This window comes from Bacillus sp. AFS029533 (assembly GCF_002585125.1).
GTDB lineage: Bacteria > Bacillota > Bacilli > Bacillales > Bacillaceae_G > Gottfriedia > Gottfriedia luciferensis_B.
Genome location: NZ_NUQC01000009.1, coordinates 23,756 through 42,062 on the forward strand (window position 1 = coordinate 23,756; position 18,307 = coordinate 42,062).

16 protein-coding genes are annotated in these 18,307 nt (G+C 32.5%); 9 read left to right on the forward strand and 7 right to left on the reverse strand.

Going from position 1 to position 18,307, the window contains the following annotated elements:
- Window positions 1–224: 224 nt before the first annotated feature.
- Complete coding sequence (locus COE53_RS04855; protein WP_180242387.1) at window positions 225–3,266, reverse strand: LamG-like jellyroll fold domain-containing protein; 3,042 nt, start codon at window positions 3,264–3,266, stop codon at window positions 225–227.
- Window positions 3,267–4,389: 1,123 nt separating this feature from the next.
- Complete coding sequence (locus COE53_RS04860) at window positions 4,390–6,237, reverse strand: dihydroorotate dehydrogenase (protein ID WP_069034410.1); 1,848 nt, start codon at window positions 6,235–6,237, stop codon at window positions 4,390–4,392.
- 199 nt (window positions 6,238–6,436) lie between these two features.
- Between COE53_RS04860 and miaA the strand changes: the two genes are divergently transcribed.
- The 3 genes from miaA (at window position 6,437) to COE53_RS04875 (ending at window position 8,379) form a co-directional block, all read left to right on the forward strand.
- The gene (gene miaA / locus COE53_RS04865) at window positions 6,437–7,399 is read left to right on the forward strand and encodes a tRNA (adenosine(37)-N6)-dimethylallyltransferase MiaA (protein ID WP_483295422.1); all 963 of its coding nucleotides are present in this window, start codon (window positions 6,437–6,439) and stop codon (window positions 7,397–7,399) included.
- Window positions 7,400–7,422: 23 nt separating this feature from the next.
- Window positions 7,423–7,644, forward strand: a complete 222-nt coding sequence (gene hfq, locus COE53_RS04870) for an RNA chaperone Hfq (protein ID WP_056470298.1) — start codon at window positions 7,423–7,425, stop codon at window positions 7,642–7,644.
- Between the two features lie 108 nt (window positions 7,645–7,752).
- The gene (locus tag COE53_RS04875; protein WP_069034408.1) at window positions 7,753–8,379 is read left to right on the forward strand and encodes an FMN-binding negative transcriptional regulator; all 627 of its coding nucleotides are present in this window, start codon (window positions 7,753–7,755) and stop codon (window positions 8,377–8,379) included.
- Between the two features lie 47 nt (window positions 8,380–8,426).
- Here COE53_RS04875 and COE53_RS04880 read toward each other — a convergent pair whose 3' ends face one another.
- A complete protein-coding gene (locus COE53_RS04880; protein WP_254664605.1) occupies window positions 8,427–9,416 on the reverse strand; it encodes a tyrosine-type recombinase/integrase in 990 nt (329 codons plus the stop codon).
- Between the two features lie 259 nt (window positions 9,417–9,675).
- Between COE53_RS04880 and spoVK the strand changes: the two genes are divergently transcribed.
- On the forward strand, window positions 9,676–10,623 hold the full coding sequence (spoVK, locus tag COE53_RS04885) for a stage V sporulation protein K (protein WP_069034407.1): 948 nt from the start codon (window positions 9,676–9,678) through the stop codon (window positions 10,621–10,623).
- 8 nt (window positions 10,624–10,631) lie between these two features.
- Here the strand turns inward: spoVK and COE53_RS04890 are convergent, their stop codons facing one another.
- From COE53_RS04890 to COE53_RS04905, 4 genes are all read right to left on the reverse strand, one after another.
- Window positions 10,632–11,588: a magnesium transporter CorA family protein gene (locus COE53_RS04890; RefSeq protein ID WP_069034406.1), complete on the reverse strand. Its 957-nt coding sequence runs from the start codon at window positions 11,586–11,588 to the stop codon at window positions 10,632–10,634.
- A 262-nt stretch (window positions 11,589–11,850) separates the two neighbouring features.
- Window positions 11,851–12,273, reverse strand: a complete 423-nt coding sequence (locus COE53_RS04895; protein WP_069034405.1) for an SRPBCC family protein — start codon at window positions 12,271–12,273, stop codon at window positions 11,851–11,853.
- 187 nt (window positions 12,274–12,460) lie between these two features.
- Window positions 12,461–12,715, reverse strand: a complete 255-nt coding sequence (locus COE53_RS04900; protein ID WP_175403506.1) for a hypothetical protein — start codon at window positions 12,713–12,715, stop codon at window positions 12,461–12,463.
- A 302-nt stretch (window positions 12,716–13,017) separates the two neighbouring features.
- The gene (locus COE53_RS04905; RefSeq protein WP_069034404.1) at window positions 13,018–13,665 is read right to left on the reverse strand and encodes a trimeric intracellular cation channel family protein; all 648 of its coding nucleotides are present in this window, start codon (window positions 13,663–13,665) and stop codon (window positions 13,018–13,020) included.
- 135 nt (window positions 13,666–13,800) lie between these two features.
- Here COE53_RS04905 and hflX point away from each other — a divergent pair, with 135 nt between their 5' ends.
- From hflX to COE53_RS04930, 5 genes are all read left to right on the forward strand, one after another.
- Window positions 13,801–15,057, forward strand: coding sequence for a GTPase HflX (hflX, locus tag COE53_RS04910; RefSeq protein ID WP_098947517.1), 1,257 nt, complete (start codon window positions 13,801–13,803; stop codon window positions 15,055–15,057).
- Between the two features lie 3 nt (window positions 15,058–15,060).
- On the forward strand, window positions 15,061–16,332 hold the full coding sequence (locus COE53_RS04915) for a methionine gamma-lyase family protein (protein WP_069034403.1): 1,272 nt from the start codon (window positions 15,061–15,063) through the stop codon (window positions 16,330–16,332).
- A gap of 243 nt (window positions 16,333–16,575) precedes the next feature.
- Window positions 16,576–16,914, forward strand: a complete 339-nt coding sequence (locus COE53_RS04920; RefSeq protein ID WP_069034402.1) for a zinc ribbon domain-containing protein YjdM — start codon at window positions 16,576–16,578, stop codon at window positions 16,912–16,914.
- Window positions 16,915–17,091: 177 nt separating this feature from the next.
- Entirely contained in the window at window positions 17,092–17,793 is a 702-nt protein-coding gene (locus COE53_RS04925; RefSeq protein WP_069034401.1) for a hypothetical protein, read from the forward strand.
- A gap of 287 nt (window positions 17,794–18,080) precedes the next feature.
- On the forward strand, window positions 18,081–18,307 hold a 227-nt coding region (locus COE53_RS04930; protein WP_180242388.1), incomplete at its 3' end, for a helix-turn-helix domain-containing protein.

Genomic DNA, 18,307 nt, shown 5'->3' on the forward strand with positions numbered 1-18,307 from the left:
CCTGCGTGAATACTTTTGGTTTCAAACACTTGAATTGCTCTACTTTTGAGTCAATACATATTGAGAGTCTAGCAGCAATATTCAGCTGCTTTGCTTGAGATTTGCTCCCGCTTTGAGCCTTCAATTCATTTACAAAGCTGATCAAATCGTTGTCTGCCAATTTTTCCAGCAGACTATCGGTAATACTGTTCCTTTGGCAATCCCTACTGTTATGCTCTTTAACGTCACGGTTGAACGACTTGGAATGTCTTGCGATCCACTACCGTATAACCGTCATTGAGTAAAAAGAGTACATCATAAGTCCCAGGGGCCAGTCCATTGTTTAAACTAACTCTTCCAGATCCAGGCGTTAAATAACTCCATCGCAAAGATGCACCGGCGTCTGGAGGAACAGCTCCGGTTTTGTATATGCCGACCCAATCTTTCCCGTTTAACGCTGCCCCAGTATAGGATAAGGTAATAGCTTCCCCTTGGATGTACTGGGATTTGTCTAGTGTTATTGGGCCTGTAGATACTCCAACTGCTTGAACAGTTACATTAATGCTTGTTGTCAATGGAACGCTGTTCGGGTTTTCAACTCCGGAAGGCAGGGTTACGGTCCCTGGCACCGAGAAGGTCTGCTCCGTCTTGATAGCCGGATCGTAGCTAACGCCGCTTAATTCCCAAGTCACACTTGCGTCCACATTTCCTCCATCGGTTGCAAGAATTACTTTTGTGGGCAATCCAAGAGCTTCCGCTGTCTTGGCCGTTCCGTTGTTCGCAGATACCGATGCAGGCGCAGGTATGCTGTTTAAATTAACATTTTTACCCTCAATGTCAATGTCCTGAGAAGAACGGTTATACATGGAATCGTCGGCAAATACCCTGAGTATATATGGAGTAGTCGGCGACAAATCTGTAAATTTATAATGCCTGTATTCATCGAATGGCTTGTCTAGCGGAAGCGAAAGACTGTTAAACGATTTTTCAACTTTACCGTTGAGCTTGTTGATAAGCTGAATATTATATTCCAAAACGCGCACATTGTCATTTGCTTGCTTTATTGTAAAAGCAAGTTCGTTGTTTTTGTAGGAATCTACCGTAATACCTTCTTCAAACTGTGGAGCTATGAGTTCTCTTATATCGCTTCTGCTATAGGTAAAGGCCTTTTTGCCTTCACCGACGATTTTTACAGAAGGTATGCCTACATATTCATCTGTGCTTAAATTATATTGTTTGATGATAATTTTTGAACCGTAAACCTCTAAGAAATTCACGATGCGAGGCGTAGTTTTATAGTTGATATACGCACCTTCTAAATATCCGCCGTACGGACCGTCATCAATATAACTTGAATATGAACTCGCACCGCTGTCGAGAAACGTAGCCGAACCTTGATAATGAGAACGTTCGTCGGTCGGGTCGTATTGCGTATGCCCTGACATATAGACTACCTGCGACAAGTCATTGTCGGCAATATACTGACCTACATTATTACTTGCTGCGCTGCTCCATCTACCTGACCATACTGTTCCGCTTATAGGGTAGTGAGAAGATAAAAATATAGGTTTTTTTGGATCGTAATCTGCTTCTGTTTTAATTTGGTTGAGTAATTCTTTGGTTTTCCCAACGGTATTGTCGTTGTTATAATTTCCGTCAAATCCAACAATATTATATCCTTTTACCTTTACCCTATAGGCACTATTAAAGAAGTTGTTATCGTATGAATTCGTTGAGGCGTTCCACGCGCCTGCCGAACCGACAGGAATAAATTTTTCAGCGCCGCCCATATCATGGTTGCCTCGTACCATATAAAGCTTTGTATTGTCAAACAGACCTTCACCTTTCAGTTTATTGTAAATGTCTGTCATATTTTTCATCCACACATATTCATTGGCGTTGTTACCGCCAGTAACGTCGCCAGGAATAAAGAGTACGTCGGCCTGTGGGAATAACCTTAGTTCTGTTCTGTAATCTTTTTCAATGCGCGCAATTGTTGCGGGATTAGCACTTACTTCCGGGTCGCTGTCCACAATCATATTTAAACCTGCAGGGGTTAGCTTTTTATTACTTTTTTGGTAGATGAATATGGCATTGTTTAGTTCCCGTTCGTAATAATTAATGGTTTCCTGTGTATATAAATTTACTTTTTGAGTGGTTGCAACCTTAGTTGCCGTATTCAAAACCTTTTTCAAATAATCAAAATCGGTTTGGCTGTAGTCGTTACCGAGACCGTCCGTTACTATTTTATTAGCTTTTGAAATTGTGTCGTTAAGTGCTTTCAAATCTACTTTATTTACAGCGTAACTATTATAATTAGCTTGAACCATTTCACTGCTAAATGCACCTTTCCAAACATTCAAATCAGCTATATCGAATGAATTTCCGCCATTTTTGCCTATTCCGTCGCTACCTATATTTAATGGGTTCGATGTATCTAAACTTCCTACCCCGAGTGAAGTTTCGGTCATTTTGTAACCATCAATATACAACGATCCGAGCATTTTATCCCTATCTACAACAAATGTCACGTAACGCCAATTAGAAGCATTAAACGTATCACGCCCAAATTTTACTGATGATGTAGGGAATCCTAAATTCATATTGGCCGAATTGGCTGATGTAAATATAGCCCAACCTTCGTTAGAGCTCTTAGTAAAATCCTTGTTTGATAATATTACCTGATTATTGTTAGTGTCACCCTTATACCAGAAGGATGTTGTAAAACTGTCATTACCAAAATTCAAGCTATGCTTCGTACCAACATAATTCCCGTCACCGCTTTTTAAGTGAAGGGCTTTGGTCCCGGGTAATACACCGTCTACATAACTATAATTTCCTTTCCCTTCCAAATTTTCTTGATTTGCATCGTCCTTTAAATTATAATCGAATTTCATCGATGCAATAAGTGGGGTGGCATTTAATACTGCGTTCGTTGGCAATGAAGTTTTTCTGTCACCATTTGATGGTAAACTAACTACAACGCGCAATTTTTTACCAATATCATTTAACGTTACGGTGTAGCTTTTTGATGTACCACCAGATTTTACATTAATATATTGATCGCTGATACGTGATTCCTGTACTTGCCATTGAAATGTTAGATTTTTGCCCATTGAACCATGACCCATGGTTACATTGGCGGTGATCGTTTGTCCGCTAACCGGCTGCATATTGTCGATTTTAACGAGTTTGGCACCCGAATCGTTTGCAAGTGCGTCTGTGGTGTTTGATAATATAACGAATATCATCGTTAATACGAGAGAAATAGATAAATATTTTTTCATTACAGAAAACCTCCAGTAATTCTAATTTTCTACGATTACCGCGAATTGTTCTAAATAAGAGACAAACTTTTCTTTTGACTTTTAAATGAATATCACTTATCTGAAATAGCCGTTTGTCGTCTTGATTAGATGGAAAAATTCGTATAATAACGGAGGGGGGCCCCGTTAATATCGAATTTTGTTGTCCCTCACTTGATGGACAGAATTGAGCAAAATTCGTATGCTTTGATCTTTTACAACTATCGGTACATGATTCCACCCAATTTAACATTTCAACTCACTGAACATATTCCGAAAATATTAGGTGAATTCGACGTAGTAAAGCTTTTTACAACAATTAATAAGCTGTGAAAAATAGTTAAATATCAATAAATTATTACTCCTCCTTTTTCAAATGAACCTTTCTTAAGACTTCTTCTCAAAGCGAAGACAGCCTCAATTTAGAAATTCTGATTTTTTTTCAGTAAGATGGTGAAAAATTATCACATGGACAATTATATAAGCACTATGTAAATTAAATATTAATTCTAAATTATCTATTATTAATTAAACGATTTGTGTTAAGTAATACTTAATGATAAAAACGATTAAACTTAAATGTTTTCCTGCAAAAAGTAATCAAATAGAAATACCAAAGACCTAAAACTATATACTCCTCATTCCTCTATCATTAAGCTAGAATTGATCTTTAACATTTAAATAAATGCAAAAGAGTTCAAGAAAAACTACATTCTTGAACTTAAATAGATGAATTTGAAATCATGTCTGCTATCATTATTTTTCGTGTTCCTATCGATCGTCGATCCTTCTAGATTAAAATAATCTGGATATAATTGATAAAATTAGCCAATAATTATACATCTTAATTATTGACCATATGTAAAGTAAACTTGAATTTTAAGTTAACCAATTAATCGTATAAAGATATTCTTAATAATGATTTACATTATAGGCACAACCTGAAAAGAAAACTTATGAAAAACCAGATACTCCTACCGATTTCGGATTAAAAAATGAATGTGAATCACATTAGGATGATTAGATAGTAAATGTTATTTCACACGAAAAAGGAGCAATCGTTATGGGATTGCTCCTTTTTTTATATTCCATCTCTAGACAAATTTTAAGAATTACTTATTTCATGAAATGTGTTTTCATTTGAATTAGTCGTGGTAAAATTTAAAAATCTAAAAGATGTAATGACTCCAATCAATAAAAACAAACTTGCAATGATTGGCGGTAAAAGATGATAAAAATCAGTGTACCCAATCATAAAATGGACTCCAAACGCAGTTATAAACGCGGGTAAACTCCCGAACAATAATGTCCACCAGATCCATTTTTGATTATGTCTGAATCCCCATAATGAAATCATGAGTACTAGTAAGCCAACACTTACTAACCCACCTCCAAATCCGGCGCGATCATGTGAGATAACAGGTATTAAGTGTTGATTAAATGCATTCAACTCAGAAGGTGTTATACATAGATAATTTAAATCTGTTTTCACAAAGGTAGTAGTGACACCTACAAATGAAATAATACATCCTCCGAGTATGATCGAAAATCCTAATATAATAAAAAATAATTGACCTATTAAACTAAACTTCCAATCTCTATTATTTGTTAGATTTTCAGATTCCGGACTTCTATTTAAGCCTCTAGTTTTAAAAAAACCAAGTAAGAATGGTATTAATAAAACTACCCAAAATAAAGCGTGTAACCAATCAAAATACCCATATCCTATAAATAAAAATATCGCTAAAAAACCTACGAACGCACTAGTATCAGATGCTTTCTTTGCCCAATGATAATGATGTTTAATTCCATTTCTGGCTAATGACATGAACAATATTCCCCCTGACATAATCGTCCCAGAAAGTGTCATCCGATCATGTGACATAAAGGGGAGAAGCCGATCATTAAACTGTAAAATTACATGACGTTTAATCGTTAAAAAGTGCTCATCATATGGAAGGACAATGGAAGTTAAACTAATAAATAAAGCAAGTAATCCTCCAATAAACATGAAAAGTCCAAATAAAAAGTACCATTTCCATCCGTCACTTAAACTAGTCATCTCTTTTTTACTTCTATACATTATCGCTTCATTAATCCGTTTTGGTAGACCAGGACCACTGAGCACATATCCATGAGTTAAAAATACTAATGATGATCCAGAATCAATTATTTCTATTGCATCAAACGGCTCAACAACTCCACCTTTTGTAAAAATTGGTTTCTCAAACTGAATTGATTTTAACTTTTGAATAGTATTTATTAAGCTGTTTTTTTGCTCTATATCAGTAGTAACTGGAGGTTCTTCAATCAATATTGAATCGAATGGATAATTTTCTTGTTTAAGAAGAATATCAATTTCATTTGAATAAAATGATAGACAAATAGGTTTACTAGAAGCCCAATTATTTTTTACTAAATCCATGGCCAAATCAAACTCTAGGATGAATAAATCAACAAAATCTGAAAGCCTTGATTCGATCAGTTTAAATTCTTCAAAACTCCCAACTATTCTAGCAAAAATGGGAACCTTCTTATGTATTTTAGAAAGTTTATGAACTGTTTGTTCTACGGTTAGTACTTTATTTTCCTCTGTTCCGATTAATTGGTTAAGTTTGAAATCAATGAGCGGACTTTGGCTTGTATAAGAGTCGTTTATTGAAATAGGACCGATTTCAATCACACCAAATCCTAAATTCATAAAAGCGTTTGTGCCAGATAGATAGGGGTCAATCTTAGAGGCCAATCCAATTTGATTTTTAAGTTTCAAATTATGAATCTCATTTTTAAGGGAGCTGTCTGTGTTTAAATGACCAAGAAATTCGATTAGATTCGGACCAAATGGAAAAGAAGAGATTTTATTCATGCTACTATGAATGAATTCTCTTGAAACTTTAGAAGGAAGCTTTGAGAGCATTGGTTTAAAAATTGTATGATAAGACCAATCAGGCATCGTATAACCTCATTTTTTTTAAGATTACTTATAGTTTACTTTCTCAAATATAAAATGAAAACACTTTCTTTCTAAATTGTGAATTGATTCACATCACATTGGAATTTTTGTATAAATATGGTATAAATAAAAAGAGTTATCTACTTTCAAAATTAGTAAGACAAGTAAGGAAAAGGTTGTATAGAAAGGCGTATATGTGATTACAATGGTAAATATGCAAAAAGTGATAGTCATAGTTGGTCCTACAGCAGTAGGGAAAACAAAGCTAAGTATTGAACTTGCAAAAGCTGTTGATGGAGAAATCATTAATGGTGATGCAACACAAGTTTATAAAGAATTAAATATTGGAGCAGCTAAAGTTACAGAAGAAGAAAAGGAAGGAATTCCGCATCATTTAATTGATTTTCTTGATCCAAATGATTCGTTTACAGTTGCGGATTTTCAAACTTTAGCTAGAGAAAAAATTAAAGAAATAGCTAATCGAGGTAAAATCCCAATTATTGTTGGTGGAACTGGATTATATATCCAAAGTGTATTAACTAAATATGAATTTGCTGAGCAAGAAGGTGATGAGCTTTTAAGAAACCAATTAGAGGGCTTTGCGATGGCCTTTGGGAATAAAGCATTACATGATCAATTAAAAGAAATTGATCCAGAAAGTGCAAAGCAAATACATATGAATAATGTTAGAAGAGTAATCCGTGCAATTGAAGTTTTCAAACTAACGGGACAAAAATTTTCAGAGACCGCATTTAAAAAAGAGCCAGAGTATTTATATGATGCAGAAATAATCGGATTATCGATGGATCGAGAGCTACTATACAATCGAATTAATTTACGAGTTGATCTAATGTTGGAAGAAGGACTAGTAGATGAAGCAAAAATGCTCTACGACAAAGGTATTCGAAATTGTCAATCAGTACAAGCGATTGGCTATAAAGAGCTTTACGATTATTTTGATGGAAGCTTAACGAAAGAAGAAGCAATCGATTTAATTAAACAAAGTTCAAGAAGGTATGCAAAAAGGCAAATGACGTGGTTTAGAAATAAAATGAGCATCCATTGGTTTGATATGGATGGACATAATATTGATATAAAAAAACTGGAAATTTTAGCTCTACTTGAAGGAAAGGGCTATTTCATCTCGAATAAATATATGTAGAGGTAGAAGAGGAGGAAAAGGACATGAAAACATCAATCAACATTCAAGATCAGTTCTTAAACCAATTACGTAAAGACAATCTAGCGGTTACAGTATTTTTACTAAATGGATTTCAAATCAAAGGTAAAGTAAAAAGCTTTGATAACTTTACGGTATTGTTAGATGTTGAAGGTAAACAACAATTAATATATAAACATGCAATTTCAACGTTTGTACCATCTAAAAATGTACAAATTGAAATGTAAAATAAATTTAAAAAAGAGCATTGATCTTATGGTCAATGTTCTTTTTTAATTATGATAGATAAATTAATAAAGATAATTATATTATGTAAACTAGAGGAGGAGAAACAAATGTATGTTCCAAAAGAATTTAAAGAAACAGATCTAAATCAATTAATAGCCGAAATGAAGAAAAATAGCTTCGGAATATTATTATCAAATAATGACGAAGCAAAAATAGAAGCAACTCATTTACCATTTATCATACAAGAAGCTAAAGAGAATTTAATCATAATTACACATTTAGCTAAGCCAAATCCTCAATGGAAAACGATGAATGGAAAGGAATGTTTAATAATCTTTTCAGGGCCACATGCATATGTTTCTGCTTCATGGTATGAAGAAAAAAATACAGTTTCAACTTGGAACTATACAGCAATCCATGCTTATGGAAAAGTAACAACAGTTGAAAATAAGGATGAAATGAGAGAAATCGTTTTAAAAACAACTGACTATTTTGAAAAAGGACAATCAAAACCTTGGAAATACAAAGATCACACAGATTATGTTGAAAAATTACTTTCAGGAATTGTTTGCTTAAAAATTGAAGTAACAGAGTTAATCGGTAAAAAGAAATTAAGTCAAAATCATTCGATTGAGAGAAGAGAAAAAGTGATTGCAGCTTTGCAAAATGAAGAAAAATATTCTTCGAAAGAAATTGCTGAACTTATGAAAGCAAAACTAAATACAAGAGCATAAAAAGAAGTTTACTATACTGTAAAAGCAGGGAGTTATGATGTTAGAAATCATAACTCCTTTTTATTTGGGTATTCATTTTCTTGATAAAATTGAAAGTATCGTTTTAAGGAAACGGAGGTCTTCAACCCAACTAATTGCTGAATATCTTCCACTAATAATCCCTCTTTTATTTTCCGTAGAATAAAAGTATTTCTTAAATGTTGTGAGCAAAGTCCCTTTCTAAGTCCAGCTCTTTTAACTTCCAGCCTAAGCATTTTTTGAAATGCAATTTCAGTTAGTGCTTTCGGTGAATCTGTATCGTAAACCCAATGGAATGTCATGCGGTTAAAATCAAATGCAACAAAGAGCGGATGAGTTGAATGATAGTGAGGTCTTACGGGCTCTGGTATCGTAACAAAATAATTATATAATAGTACTCGATCTTCTTTTGTGAGAATAATTGTTCTTTTAGTCCCTTCCTTGCTATGGACAACAAGTTCATTTAAAGCGAAGTTAATGTCTCTCATTTGTAAATCAATTAATTCCTTTAAAGTTAGTCCATAAAACAGCATAAAACGAATCATAATTTCGTTACGATCCATTAAAAATGATCTAGCTTTTAATTGTTTTTCTGACAAATCTGTTGTGGATTGAACGATTGATAGTAATTTTTTCTCTTCTTCTTCAGAAATAAAATCGTCCGTTGAAAGGGCTCGTGAAGGCGCTGCTAAATAGTTAGTGAATGGAATAATATTTTCGATTGAAGCATTATTAGAATGTAAAAATTTATAAAATTGATTTAGTACGACATATATTCGATGCATTGTTTTCTCATTATATCCACGTTCAGATGTTAAAAAATAGAAATAATTATTAAAATCTTGAACTTGTAATGTACTAAAACTTTCATTAACTTTTTTAAAGTAACGGAAACATTCTTCTAAATCATAGCAATAACGCTTAATAGTAGATTCTTTTCTTCCTTTACTATTTAAGTGAGAGGCAAATTGCAAGATGACATCAGGTAAAGTAGCAATCGTTAAGTTTGGGATCGTCAAATTTATCAACTCTTCTCTTTTTCTCTCATTATATCAAATAAGTTAATAGAATTTAGTAAAATTTAGCAATCTTATCCATTTAACAGTTAGTTTGGAGAATAAAAGTTTTGAAATTAATTGTTCGTACATATAATAGTAAAAAACTTATTTAGTAAAATACTTTCAAAAGCGCATAAAACGAATTGTAATGTGATTTCTCGTGGAGTGCTTACTTATAGATACACAAAAAATGTTCGACAGAATAAGAGAGGTGTCATGTTTGGAGCAACCAATTCGTTTAAAAGATAACGGCCAAATAAATGTTGTACTGAATACAGTGAAAAGGGGAGAGGTTTCTCCAAATCCAATTATCGAAACAGTGAAGCAGCCTAAACATGAGTTATTAATTGAAATAGAGGATCAATTAAGGCATTTAATTGGCATGGAAGAAATAAAAAAAATGATTCATGAAATTTATGCTTGGATATTTATTAATAAAAAAAGAGAAGAATTAAGCTTAAAAGCTGAAAAACAAGTATTGCATATGTTGTTTAAAGGCAATCCAGGAACTGGAAAAACGACTGTTGCAAGGATTATTGGTCAATTATTTTTGAAAATGGGTGTATTGTCAAAAGGCCACTTAATCGAAGCAGAAAGAGCTGATTTAGTCGGAGAATACATTGGTCACACTGCTCAAAAAACTAGAGATTTAGTAAAAAAAGCAAATGGTGGGATACTTTTTATTGATGAGGCATACTCACTTGGCCGTGGAGGGGAAAAAGATTTCGGAAAAGAAGCAATTGATACACTTGTTAAACATATGGAAGATAAACATGGTGACTTTGTACTGATTCTAGCCGGTTATTCTTCCGAAATGGATTATTTCTTAAGTTTAAATCCTGGACTAAAATCAAGATTTCCTTTCATTTTAGAATTCCAGGATTATTCTGTAAAGGAACTTCTAGATATTTCAAAAAAAATGTTTGTTGACCGAGAATATATACTTTCACGTGAAGCGGAATACCGATTAAGAGACTTTATCCAAAAGGCAAAACTTGAAAATCGTGCTCATTTTAGTAATGGGCGTTTTGTCCGTAATATTGTTGAAAAATCGATTAGGACACAAGCCACTAGATTAGTATCAGAGACCGAATTTAATCGAGAAATATTAATGAGAATCGAAGAAAAAGACTTATTTACTTCAGACAAAATCGATTCGATTAATTGACCGATTAGCTATTTTATTTGGTGTTTTCTACCCCACCAACCTTTAATGTTAAAATAAATTGAAATAATGACCCCAAATAAAATATTGAGGACAATACAATAAACATAACCATATTTCCATTTTAACTCAGGCATATTTACAAAATTCATGCCATAAAATCCTGCAATAAAAGACATTGGCAAGAAAATGGCACTTATGAGTGTTAAAGTTTTCATAATATCATTTGTACGGTCAGATTTTAAGGACATTTGCAGTTCTATAATGCCTCCCATACTTTCTTTAAAATTATCAAGGGCATTAATAATACGTTCATAGTTCTCTTTCAATTCATTAAAATAAAAACCTGCATCCTGACTTAAGAAAGGAAAATCTGCTTCGACGATTTGGTTAATGACATTTACTTGGGGCTCTACAAGCTGTCTTAAATCTTGAAGTTGAACTTTCCAATTGAAAATTTTCTGATCCAAATCCTTTCGAAATGGGTCATTAAATAAGTCTCGTTCAATTTCTTCAATCTCATTTGCAAAACGATCAATAGAAATAAGGAACTTCTCAATAACTTCATGGAATATTTGATATAAAACATGGCCAGCATGGTCTACTTTAATATAATTTTGACTGAATTCCTGCGTTACATATTTGAAAAGATCGATTTCATGATCTTCTATATATGAAATAATTAAATTACTGCAAACAAGAATATTTATTTTTGTTGGTTTAAATAACTTAGTTAAAGCATATAGGGAAAGTATTGCCTCGTTTTTAAAAACATTTATTCTTGGCTTATGTTCACTATGGAGAAGTTTCTTTTTTGCTAAAGGATGAATCGTTAAACTTTCAATAATAGTAGTTAATTCATCAAAGGATTTATTATTAAAGTGATACCAAAGAATTTCATCTTTCGTTGGAAGCATAAATTTATCAATTGTTTCGACAGATTGATTTGTTATATTATATCTCTTCAAATGAAATTCTCCTTTAAATAAATTTCTAAAATAGTGTTGGCAAGAATAGGTAAATTATGTGAAGAAAACTAATTTAAGATTAAGAAGGGGCCTCGAATTAAGAGGTGTGTATTATAGCGGTCACAATCATTTTATTTATAAATTATGATAATACAATATTCTACTAGATCGCAAAAGCTGGAAGGATAAGCCTTTTCCTATTTATATTTAAAGCCTGAAAAAAACAAAAAAGAGGATGATTTATTCACCCTCTTTTTCTTTTTTAAATATTAGTTTCTGCATACTTTTTGAAATTGTCTAGAATTGCTTGCCATCCTTGTTGTTGAAATTCAACTGGATTCGTTTCTTCAGCATCGAATGTTTCAATTACTTCAGTAGTGTCTTCTTTTCCTTTAAACGTGATCTTAACTTTTCTTCCATCACCTAGAGTATATGCAATTACTTCATAGTTTTTTACTTCATCATAAATTCCTCCGAAGTCGAACCCAAAACTGCCATCTTTTGCTTCCATTCTTGATCTGAATTCACCACCAACTCTTAAATCATTCTCAGCAATTGGTGTGTGCCAGTCGTCTGAAGCACTGTTCCATTTTTTAATATGAGTAGGTTCTGTCCAAAATTCCCATACTTTTTCTACTGGTGCTTGAATCGTCGTTTCTACGGTTACTTTTTTAGTTGTTTCCATTTTAATTCACGCCTCTCTTGATACTAAATTGGATAATAACATATGTAGCTTACTTTCTTGTGAGCGATTTCAAAAAATGAGATAATCCTTGTACACCTAAAGCATAAGTTAGGTGTACAAGAAATATCAATTACACATTATTATTGAAAGAGTTAATAATCACAGAAATTCTTCTGTTCTTTTATTATTACCAAGTCAACCAGCCACTAGTTTTCATATATTTGTGAATTAGGTCGTATTTTTCAATTCTGATTAAATGGTTCATACGATTTCGATATTTTCGATAATCGTCTTTTCGAACTTCTTTTACTTCTTTATCATAATGAACAGATTTTAATCCTTTTCTATATTCAAAAAGTTTTTCCTTTCGAGGATCTTTATAAATTTTCTTGTGACTTTTTTTCTGTTCATTATTCCAGTATGAAACTTCTAAATCTAACATTTCCTTCCCTGCTGCGGGGATTTAGATTATGGCATTTGCCATTAGTGCCGACCGCAACTAATAGAAGAACACTTTAGGATTATACAAGTTTTTCACTCCTTAAAAATTTCTCAATTATTTTAACGAAGGCTTTTATAAGTAATACTCCAGTAATTCTATTCTTAATTAGTATATTCGGTTTTTCTTCAGAGACTCCTTTCTTATTTAACTAAATTGACAGGTAGTTGAATAAGTACAGTAATAGAATTTTAAAATAAAAAAACAAACCATCATTTGAAAAGGTTTGTTTTTATTGGACTTATTTAATTTAGTTTTTGAGTGCTTGATTCGTTTAGACTAACTGTTGAGCCTTTAAATGATCTTTTAGGAAGACTCCAATTATAATGTACAGATAATAGTCTAAGTAGAACAATAACAATGAATAATAATAATAGTTCAAAATTTGTATCAACAAATTTATTTCCAATTAAAACGCCTACAAGTATTGCCCAAAAAGCGTATACTTCTGAGTGTAATACCATTGGTTTTCTTTTTGCTAGTAAATCTCGTACGATTCCGCCACCGATTCCAGTTAAGACAGATGCTACTATAACAGCGCTAACTGGTAATTTTAATTCCATAGCATAATTTGCTCCAAGAATCGCAAAAGCGGATAAACCGATTGAATCGAATAAAATATCTAATTTTTTAAATGGTTTATTTGATAATTGCGGAAAGAAAAAGATAATTGTCATCGCAACTAACGCAATTGTAAAATTTGTTGTTTGATTCCATAAATAGTTAATTGGATAACCTATTAATAAATTACGTAATGCACCGCCACCAAAGGCTGTAGCAAAGCCTAGAATATAGACACCAAATAAATCATAGTCTTCTTCCATAGCTACAACTGCACCACTTAATGCAAAGGAAATAGTACCAATAATGCTAAATAACTCCCATGTTTCCAAAAAGCAATTCCCCCGCCCTTAATAAAAAGATGAAAAATAGTCCAGATATCATTATAATAAAGAGACAGTTAAGAGTAAAGAATATTTATTGCTTAGAATTGGTTAAAGAAAAGGTGGAATTTTGTGTCGAATGAAATGAGAGAAAAAGCCATTTTAGTTGGATGTCAGCTTCAAAATGTAGATTATGATCGGTTTAATTATTCATTGGACGAATTAGCATCACTTACGAAAACAGCAAATGGAGAAGTAGTTTTAATAACTTCACAAAAAAGAACTAAATATCATCCAGCATTATACATAGGGACAGGTAAAGTAGAAGAGTTAGAGGCAGCAATTGCAGAGTTAGAACCTGATGTTGTTATTTTTAATAATGAACTAACTCCATCTCAAATACGTAATTTATCTGCAAGATTAGAAAAAAGGGTAATTGATCGTACACAATTAATATTAGACATATTTGCACAGCGAGCGAAAACAAAAGAAGGTAAATTACAGGTTGAACTGGCTCAATTACAATATTTGATGCCAAGATTAGTTGGTCAAGGGACTGAGTTATCAAGGCTTGGTGGAGGTATTGGTACAAGAGGACCAGGTGAAACAAAGCTAGAATCTGATCGTCGTCACATTCGAAAACGTATTGATGACATTAAACAGCAATTAAACATAGTCGTTGAACATCGTAAACGTTATCGTGAGCGACGTAAGAAAAATGAAATGTTTCATATTTCATTAGTAGGTTATACAAATGCAGGAAAATCAACATTATTTAACCGACTAACTAAATCTGATGTGTATGAGCAAGATTTACTGTTTGCGACATTAGATCCGACAACTAGAAAATTTGTTTTATCAAATGGTATGACAACTTTACTTACAGATACGGTTGGTTTTATTCAGGATTTACCAACTTCACTTATTGCTGCATTCCGTTCAACACTTGAAGAAGCAACGGAAGCAGATTTCATTCTTCATGTTGTCGATGCATCTCATGAAAATTATAAAAGCCATGAAGTAACAGTTTCTAAATTATTGAATGATTTAGATGTTGAAAATATTCCAATTTTAACTGTCTATAATAAAATAGATCAAGTTCATGAGGACTTTGTACCGTCACCATCCGAAGGTTTTATTGAAATGAGTGCTTTAAATGAAGATGATTTAAGTAAATTACGTCAAAGAATTGAATTTGAATGTAAACAGTATATGGAATATTTTGAGGCATTTGTACCAGCTTACGAGGGCAAATTAATTCATGAAATCAAAAAACTAACGATGATTGAATCAATCAACTTTAATGAAGAATCAGAAATCTATCAAATTACCGGGTACGTTTTCAAAGAACATTCAATTTATGATACTGTAAAAAGATATAGAATATATAAGGAGCAATAATCAATGCTAGAATTTTTATCAAACGGGGAAAAAATTGCACCATTAGTGGCAGATGTTGAAAAATTAATTTCAGAAGCCCATAAAGAAATTGACGAAGTGATTGAATATAACCAATTCAAAGTTTTACAAAGCTTTCGAAAACATAAAGTGAGTGATAGTCATTTTATCCCAACAACTGGTTATGGTTATGATGATATCGGAAGAGATACATTAGAAGAAATTTTTGCAGATGTTTTAGGTGGAGAAGCTGGTTTAGTGAGACCGCAAATCATTTCTGGAACTCATGCAATTTCAACTGCTTTATTTGGCGTACTAAGACCAGGGGATGAGCTTTTATACATTACTGGGAAGCCATACGATACATTAGAGGAAATCGTAGGGATTCGTGGGGAAAGTGGAAATGGCTCATTAAAAGACTTTGGAATTGGATACGAATCAATCGAATTAGTAAATGATGAACGAATCAATTATGAAAAAGTAGCAAATAAAATGACAAGTAATACGAAAGTAATCGGTATTCAGCGTTCAAAAGGTTACGGAACAAGACCTTCATATACAATTGAACAAATTAAAGAGATGATTGATTTTGTAAAAGAAATTGATCCAAATGTCATTGTTTTTGTAGATAATTGCTATGGTGAGTTTGTTGAAAAACTAGAGCCATGCCATGTAGGAGCAGATTTAATGGCAGGTTCATTAATTAAAAATCCTGGTGGTGGACTTGCCAAAACAGGTGGTTATATTGTAGGACGTAAAGATTTAGTCGAAAAATGTGGCTATCGTTTAACATCTCCTGGAATTGGACGTGAAGCTGGTGCTTCTCTTTATGCGTTACAAGATATGTATCATGGCTTTTTTATGGCGCCACATATTACTGGTCAAGCTTTAAAAGGAGCTTTATTTACTGCTGCATTTTTAGAAAAGCTTGGAATGAACACAAATCCTTCATGGGATGCAGTAAGAACTGATTTAATACAATCTGTTCAATTTGATGATAAAGAAAAAATGATAGCATTTTGTCAGGCAATTCAAGCGGCTTCACCAATCAATGCTCATTTTACGCCAACAGCAAACTATATGCCTGGATACGAAGACGATGTCATCATGGCAGCGGGGACATTTATCCAAGGTGCAAGTATTGAGTTAACAGCAGACGGTCCAATAAGAGCTCCTTATGTTGCATATGTTCAAGGTGGTTTAACATATGCTCATGTGAAAATCGCAATTTGTTCGGCAGTTAATTCTTTAATTGAAAAAAATCTATTAGAAATTTAAAATAAAATAGCTCATGACCTCTAGTCATGAGCTATTTTATATATGAAAATAATTGGGGACTTACTTTCATAATGAAAAAGGTTCTATCTATATTTCTATCTTACAGGTTAATTCTTAAATTAACCTTAACACTATCATTAAAATTTTGTAATGTTTATCTAATCTTGTATTAAGGTTAGGAGTATACGAGTATATAGAAGTTGGGTATACAGTATAGATTCAGTAATGTATGGAGGAAAAACAATGGAAAATCTACCTAATTGTCCTAAGTGTAATTCAGCATATACATACGAAGATGGAAATCTTTTAATTTGTCCGGAATGTGCTTATGAATGGACAATGGAAACAGAACATACGAATGACGAAACAATAGTAGTAAAAGATGCTAACGGAAATATTTTAAATGATGGGGATTCAGTTACAGTTATAAAAGATTTAAAAGTAAAGGGCACATCACTTGTCGTTAAAATTGGTACAAAAGTGAAAAGTATTCGATTAGTTGAAGGTGATCACGATATCGATTGTAAAATTGAAGGCTTTGGTGCCATGAAGTTGAAGTCTGAGTTTGTTAAAAAAGCGTAGTATCGTTATTTAAAATTTCTATTAAAAGAAAAATGCATCAAGTCAAAAGGCTCGATGCATTTGTTTTATATGTAAACTTGAGTAATATGATGATTATTTGAAAGGTCATAAGTTTTAATATGTTTTGGATTCAGCGGCTATTGTGAATTCTTTAGAATTAATATAGGAGAATGAATTATGAAACTTTTTCAAAGTAAAAATACTCATGATCATGCAAACAGCTGTTACCAAGAGATTCTAACACCTCTTGGTCAAGTTATGTTAGAACTAAATATTGATGACGAACGTTACACTAACTTAACTAAAATTTCGGATTGCTTTAAGCTCCATAATGGAGGCACTTTACTTAGTTATAAACAGCATCTCTTTATTGCCGAATTAGTAATTTGCAACCCTAATTATAAAATCCCTAATCATATGAAAGTTGAAAAAGTTATCGCTGGAATATGGAGGATTAAACCATTAGTTAAAAATTTAAAATGTAAGTTCGATACAAAATTAATACCAATCAATTTAAACGAAACTGTTTGTAGTTCTGATAGTGGACAAAATCTAGATGCCATAACATTTGAGTATAAAGAATTTAAAATGACGATTGGAACACAAGACGGAAATACATTATTAAACCGAGTACATGAAAAAGACATGATGGCGAATAAATTTAATCGATTGGATCAAGAATTTCCAGACAATATAATTCATTACAGGAAAGACTATACTGGACTTTCTGTGCCACTTACATCACTTGAAAGAAACGAAGTAACTCAAATTCATTTTGTTATCGCTTGGAATTATGCACTAGATGAATATGATAGTTCAACATGGTTTGCTGCTGATTTGTCTAGTAAAGCAATTCTTTCTGGTGAAGAATTAATTTAAATTTACTAAATAAAGTAAAAAATAATAGTTTGATATAAATTGATATTTGTTAAAATAAAAGAGATGTAATTAAACGTTTACATTCATTGATATTATTGCAATTATTTTTTTAAAATCGCACGACATAGAAGAAGGTTAACAACAGTTAATTTAAATTTATAAAAATATCACAATTTGTTCTAAATGCAAATCCCTCAATGTGTTTATATAGAATACATGAGGTGAGTGATTTGAAAGTTGATTCGATCGGTGGAACTGAACAAACTCTTAATCATATGAATAAAACATTGATACTTGCAAAAAGAGTAAGATTAAGACCAACTAAAGAACAAGAAACACAATTATGGAAATCAGTGGGAACTGCCAGATGGGCTTATAACTGGGCATTGTCCAAACAGAAAGAAAGCTATAAAAACAGTGGGAAGTTTATTTTTGATGGTCTGTTAAGAAAAGAATTAACAATATTAAAACAAACAGATGAATTTTCATGGCTTTATGAAGTATCGAATAATAT

What these genes read in the sequence shown, in the direction of transcription:
- hflX (WP_098947517.1), top strand. Translation starts at nt 13,801, where the DNA reads ATGAGAGAAAAAGCCATTTTAGTTGGATGTCAGCTTCAAAATGTAGAT.
- COE53_RS04875 (WP_069034408.1), top strand. Translation starts at nt 7,753, where the DNA reads ATGTATGTTCCAAAAGAATTTAAAGAAACAGATCTAAATCAATTAATA.
- COE53_RS04900 (WP_175403506.1), bottom strand. Translation starts at nt 12,715, where the DNA reads ATGTTAGATTTAGAAGTTTCATACTGGAATAATGAACAGAAAAAAAGT.
- COE53_RS04895 (WP_069034405.1), bottom strand. Translation starts at nt 12,273, where the DNA reads ATGGAAACAACTAAAAAAGTAACCGTAGAAACGACGATTCAAGCACCA.
- COE53_RS04860 (WP_069034410.1), bottom strand. Translation starts at nt 6,237, where the DNA reads ATGCCTGATTGGTCTTATCATACAATTTTTAAACCAATGCTCTCAAAG.
- COE53_RS04855 (WP_180242387.1), bottom strand. Translation starts at nt 3,266, where the DNA reads ATGAAAAAATATTTATCTATTTCTCTCGTATTAACGATGATATTCGTT.
- COE53_RS04925 (WP_069034401.1), top strand. Translation starts at nt 17,092, where the DNA reads ATGAAACTTTTTCAAAGTAAAAATACTCATGATCATGCAAACAGCTGT.
- hfq (WP_056470298.1), top strand. Translation starts at nt 7,423, where the DNA reads ATGAAAACATCAATCAACATTCAAGATCAGTTCTTAAACCAATTACGT.
- COE53_RS04915 (WP_069034403.1), top strand. Translation starts at nt 15,061, where the DNA reads ATGCTAGAATTTTTATCAAACGGGGAAAAAATTGCACCATTAGTGGCA.
- COE53_RS04920 (WP_069034402.1), top strand. Translation starts at nt 16,576, where the DNA reads ATGGAAAATCTACCTAATTGTCCTAAGTGTAATTCAGCATATACATAC.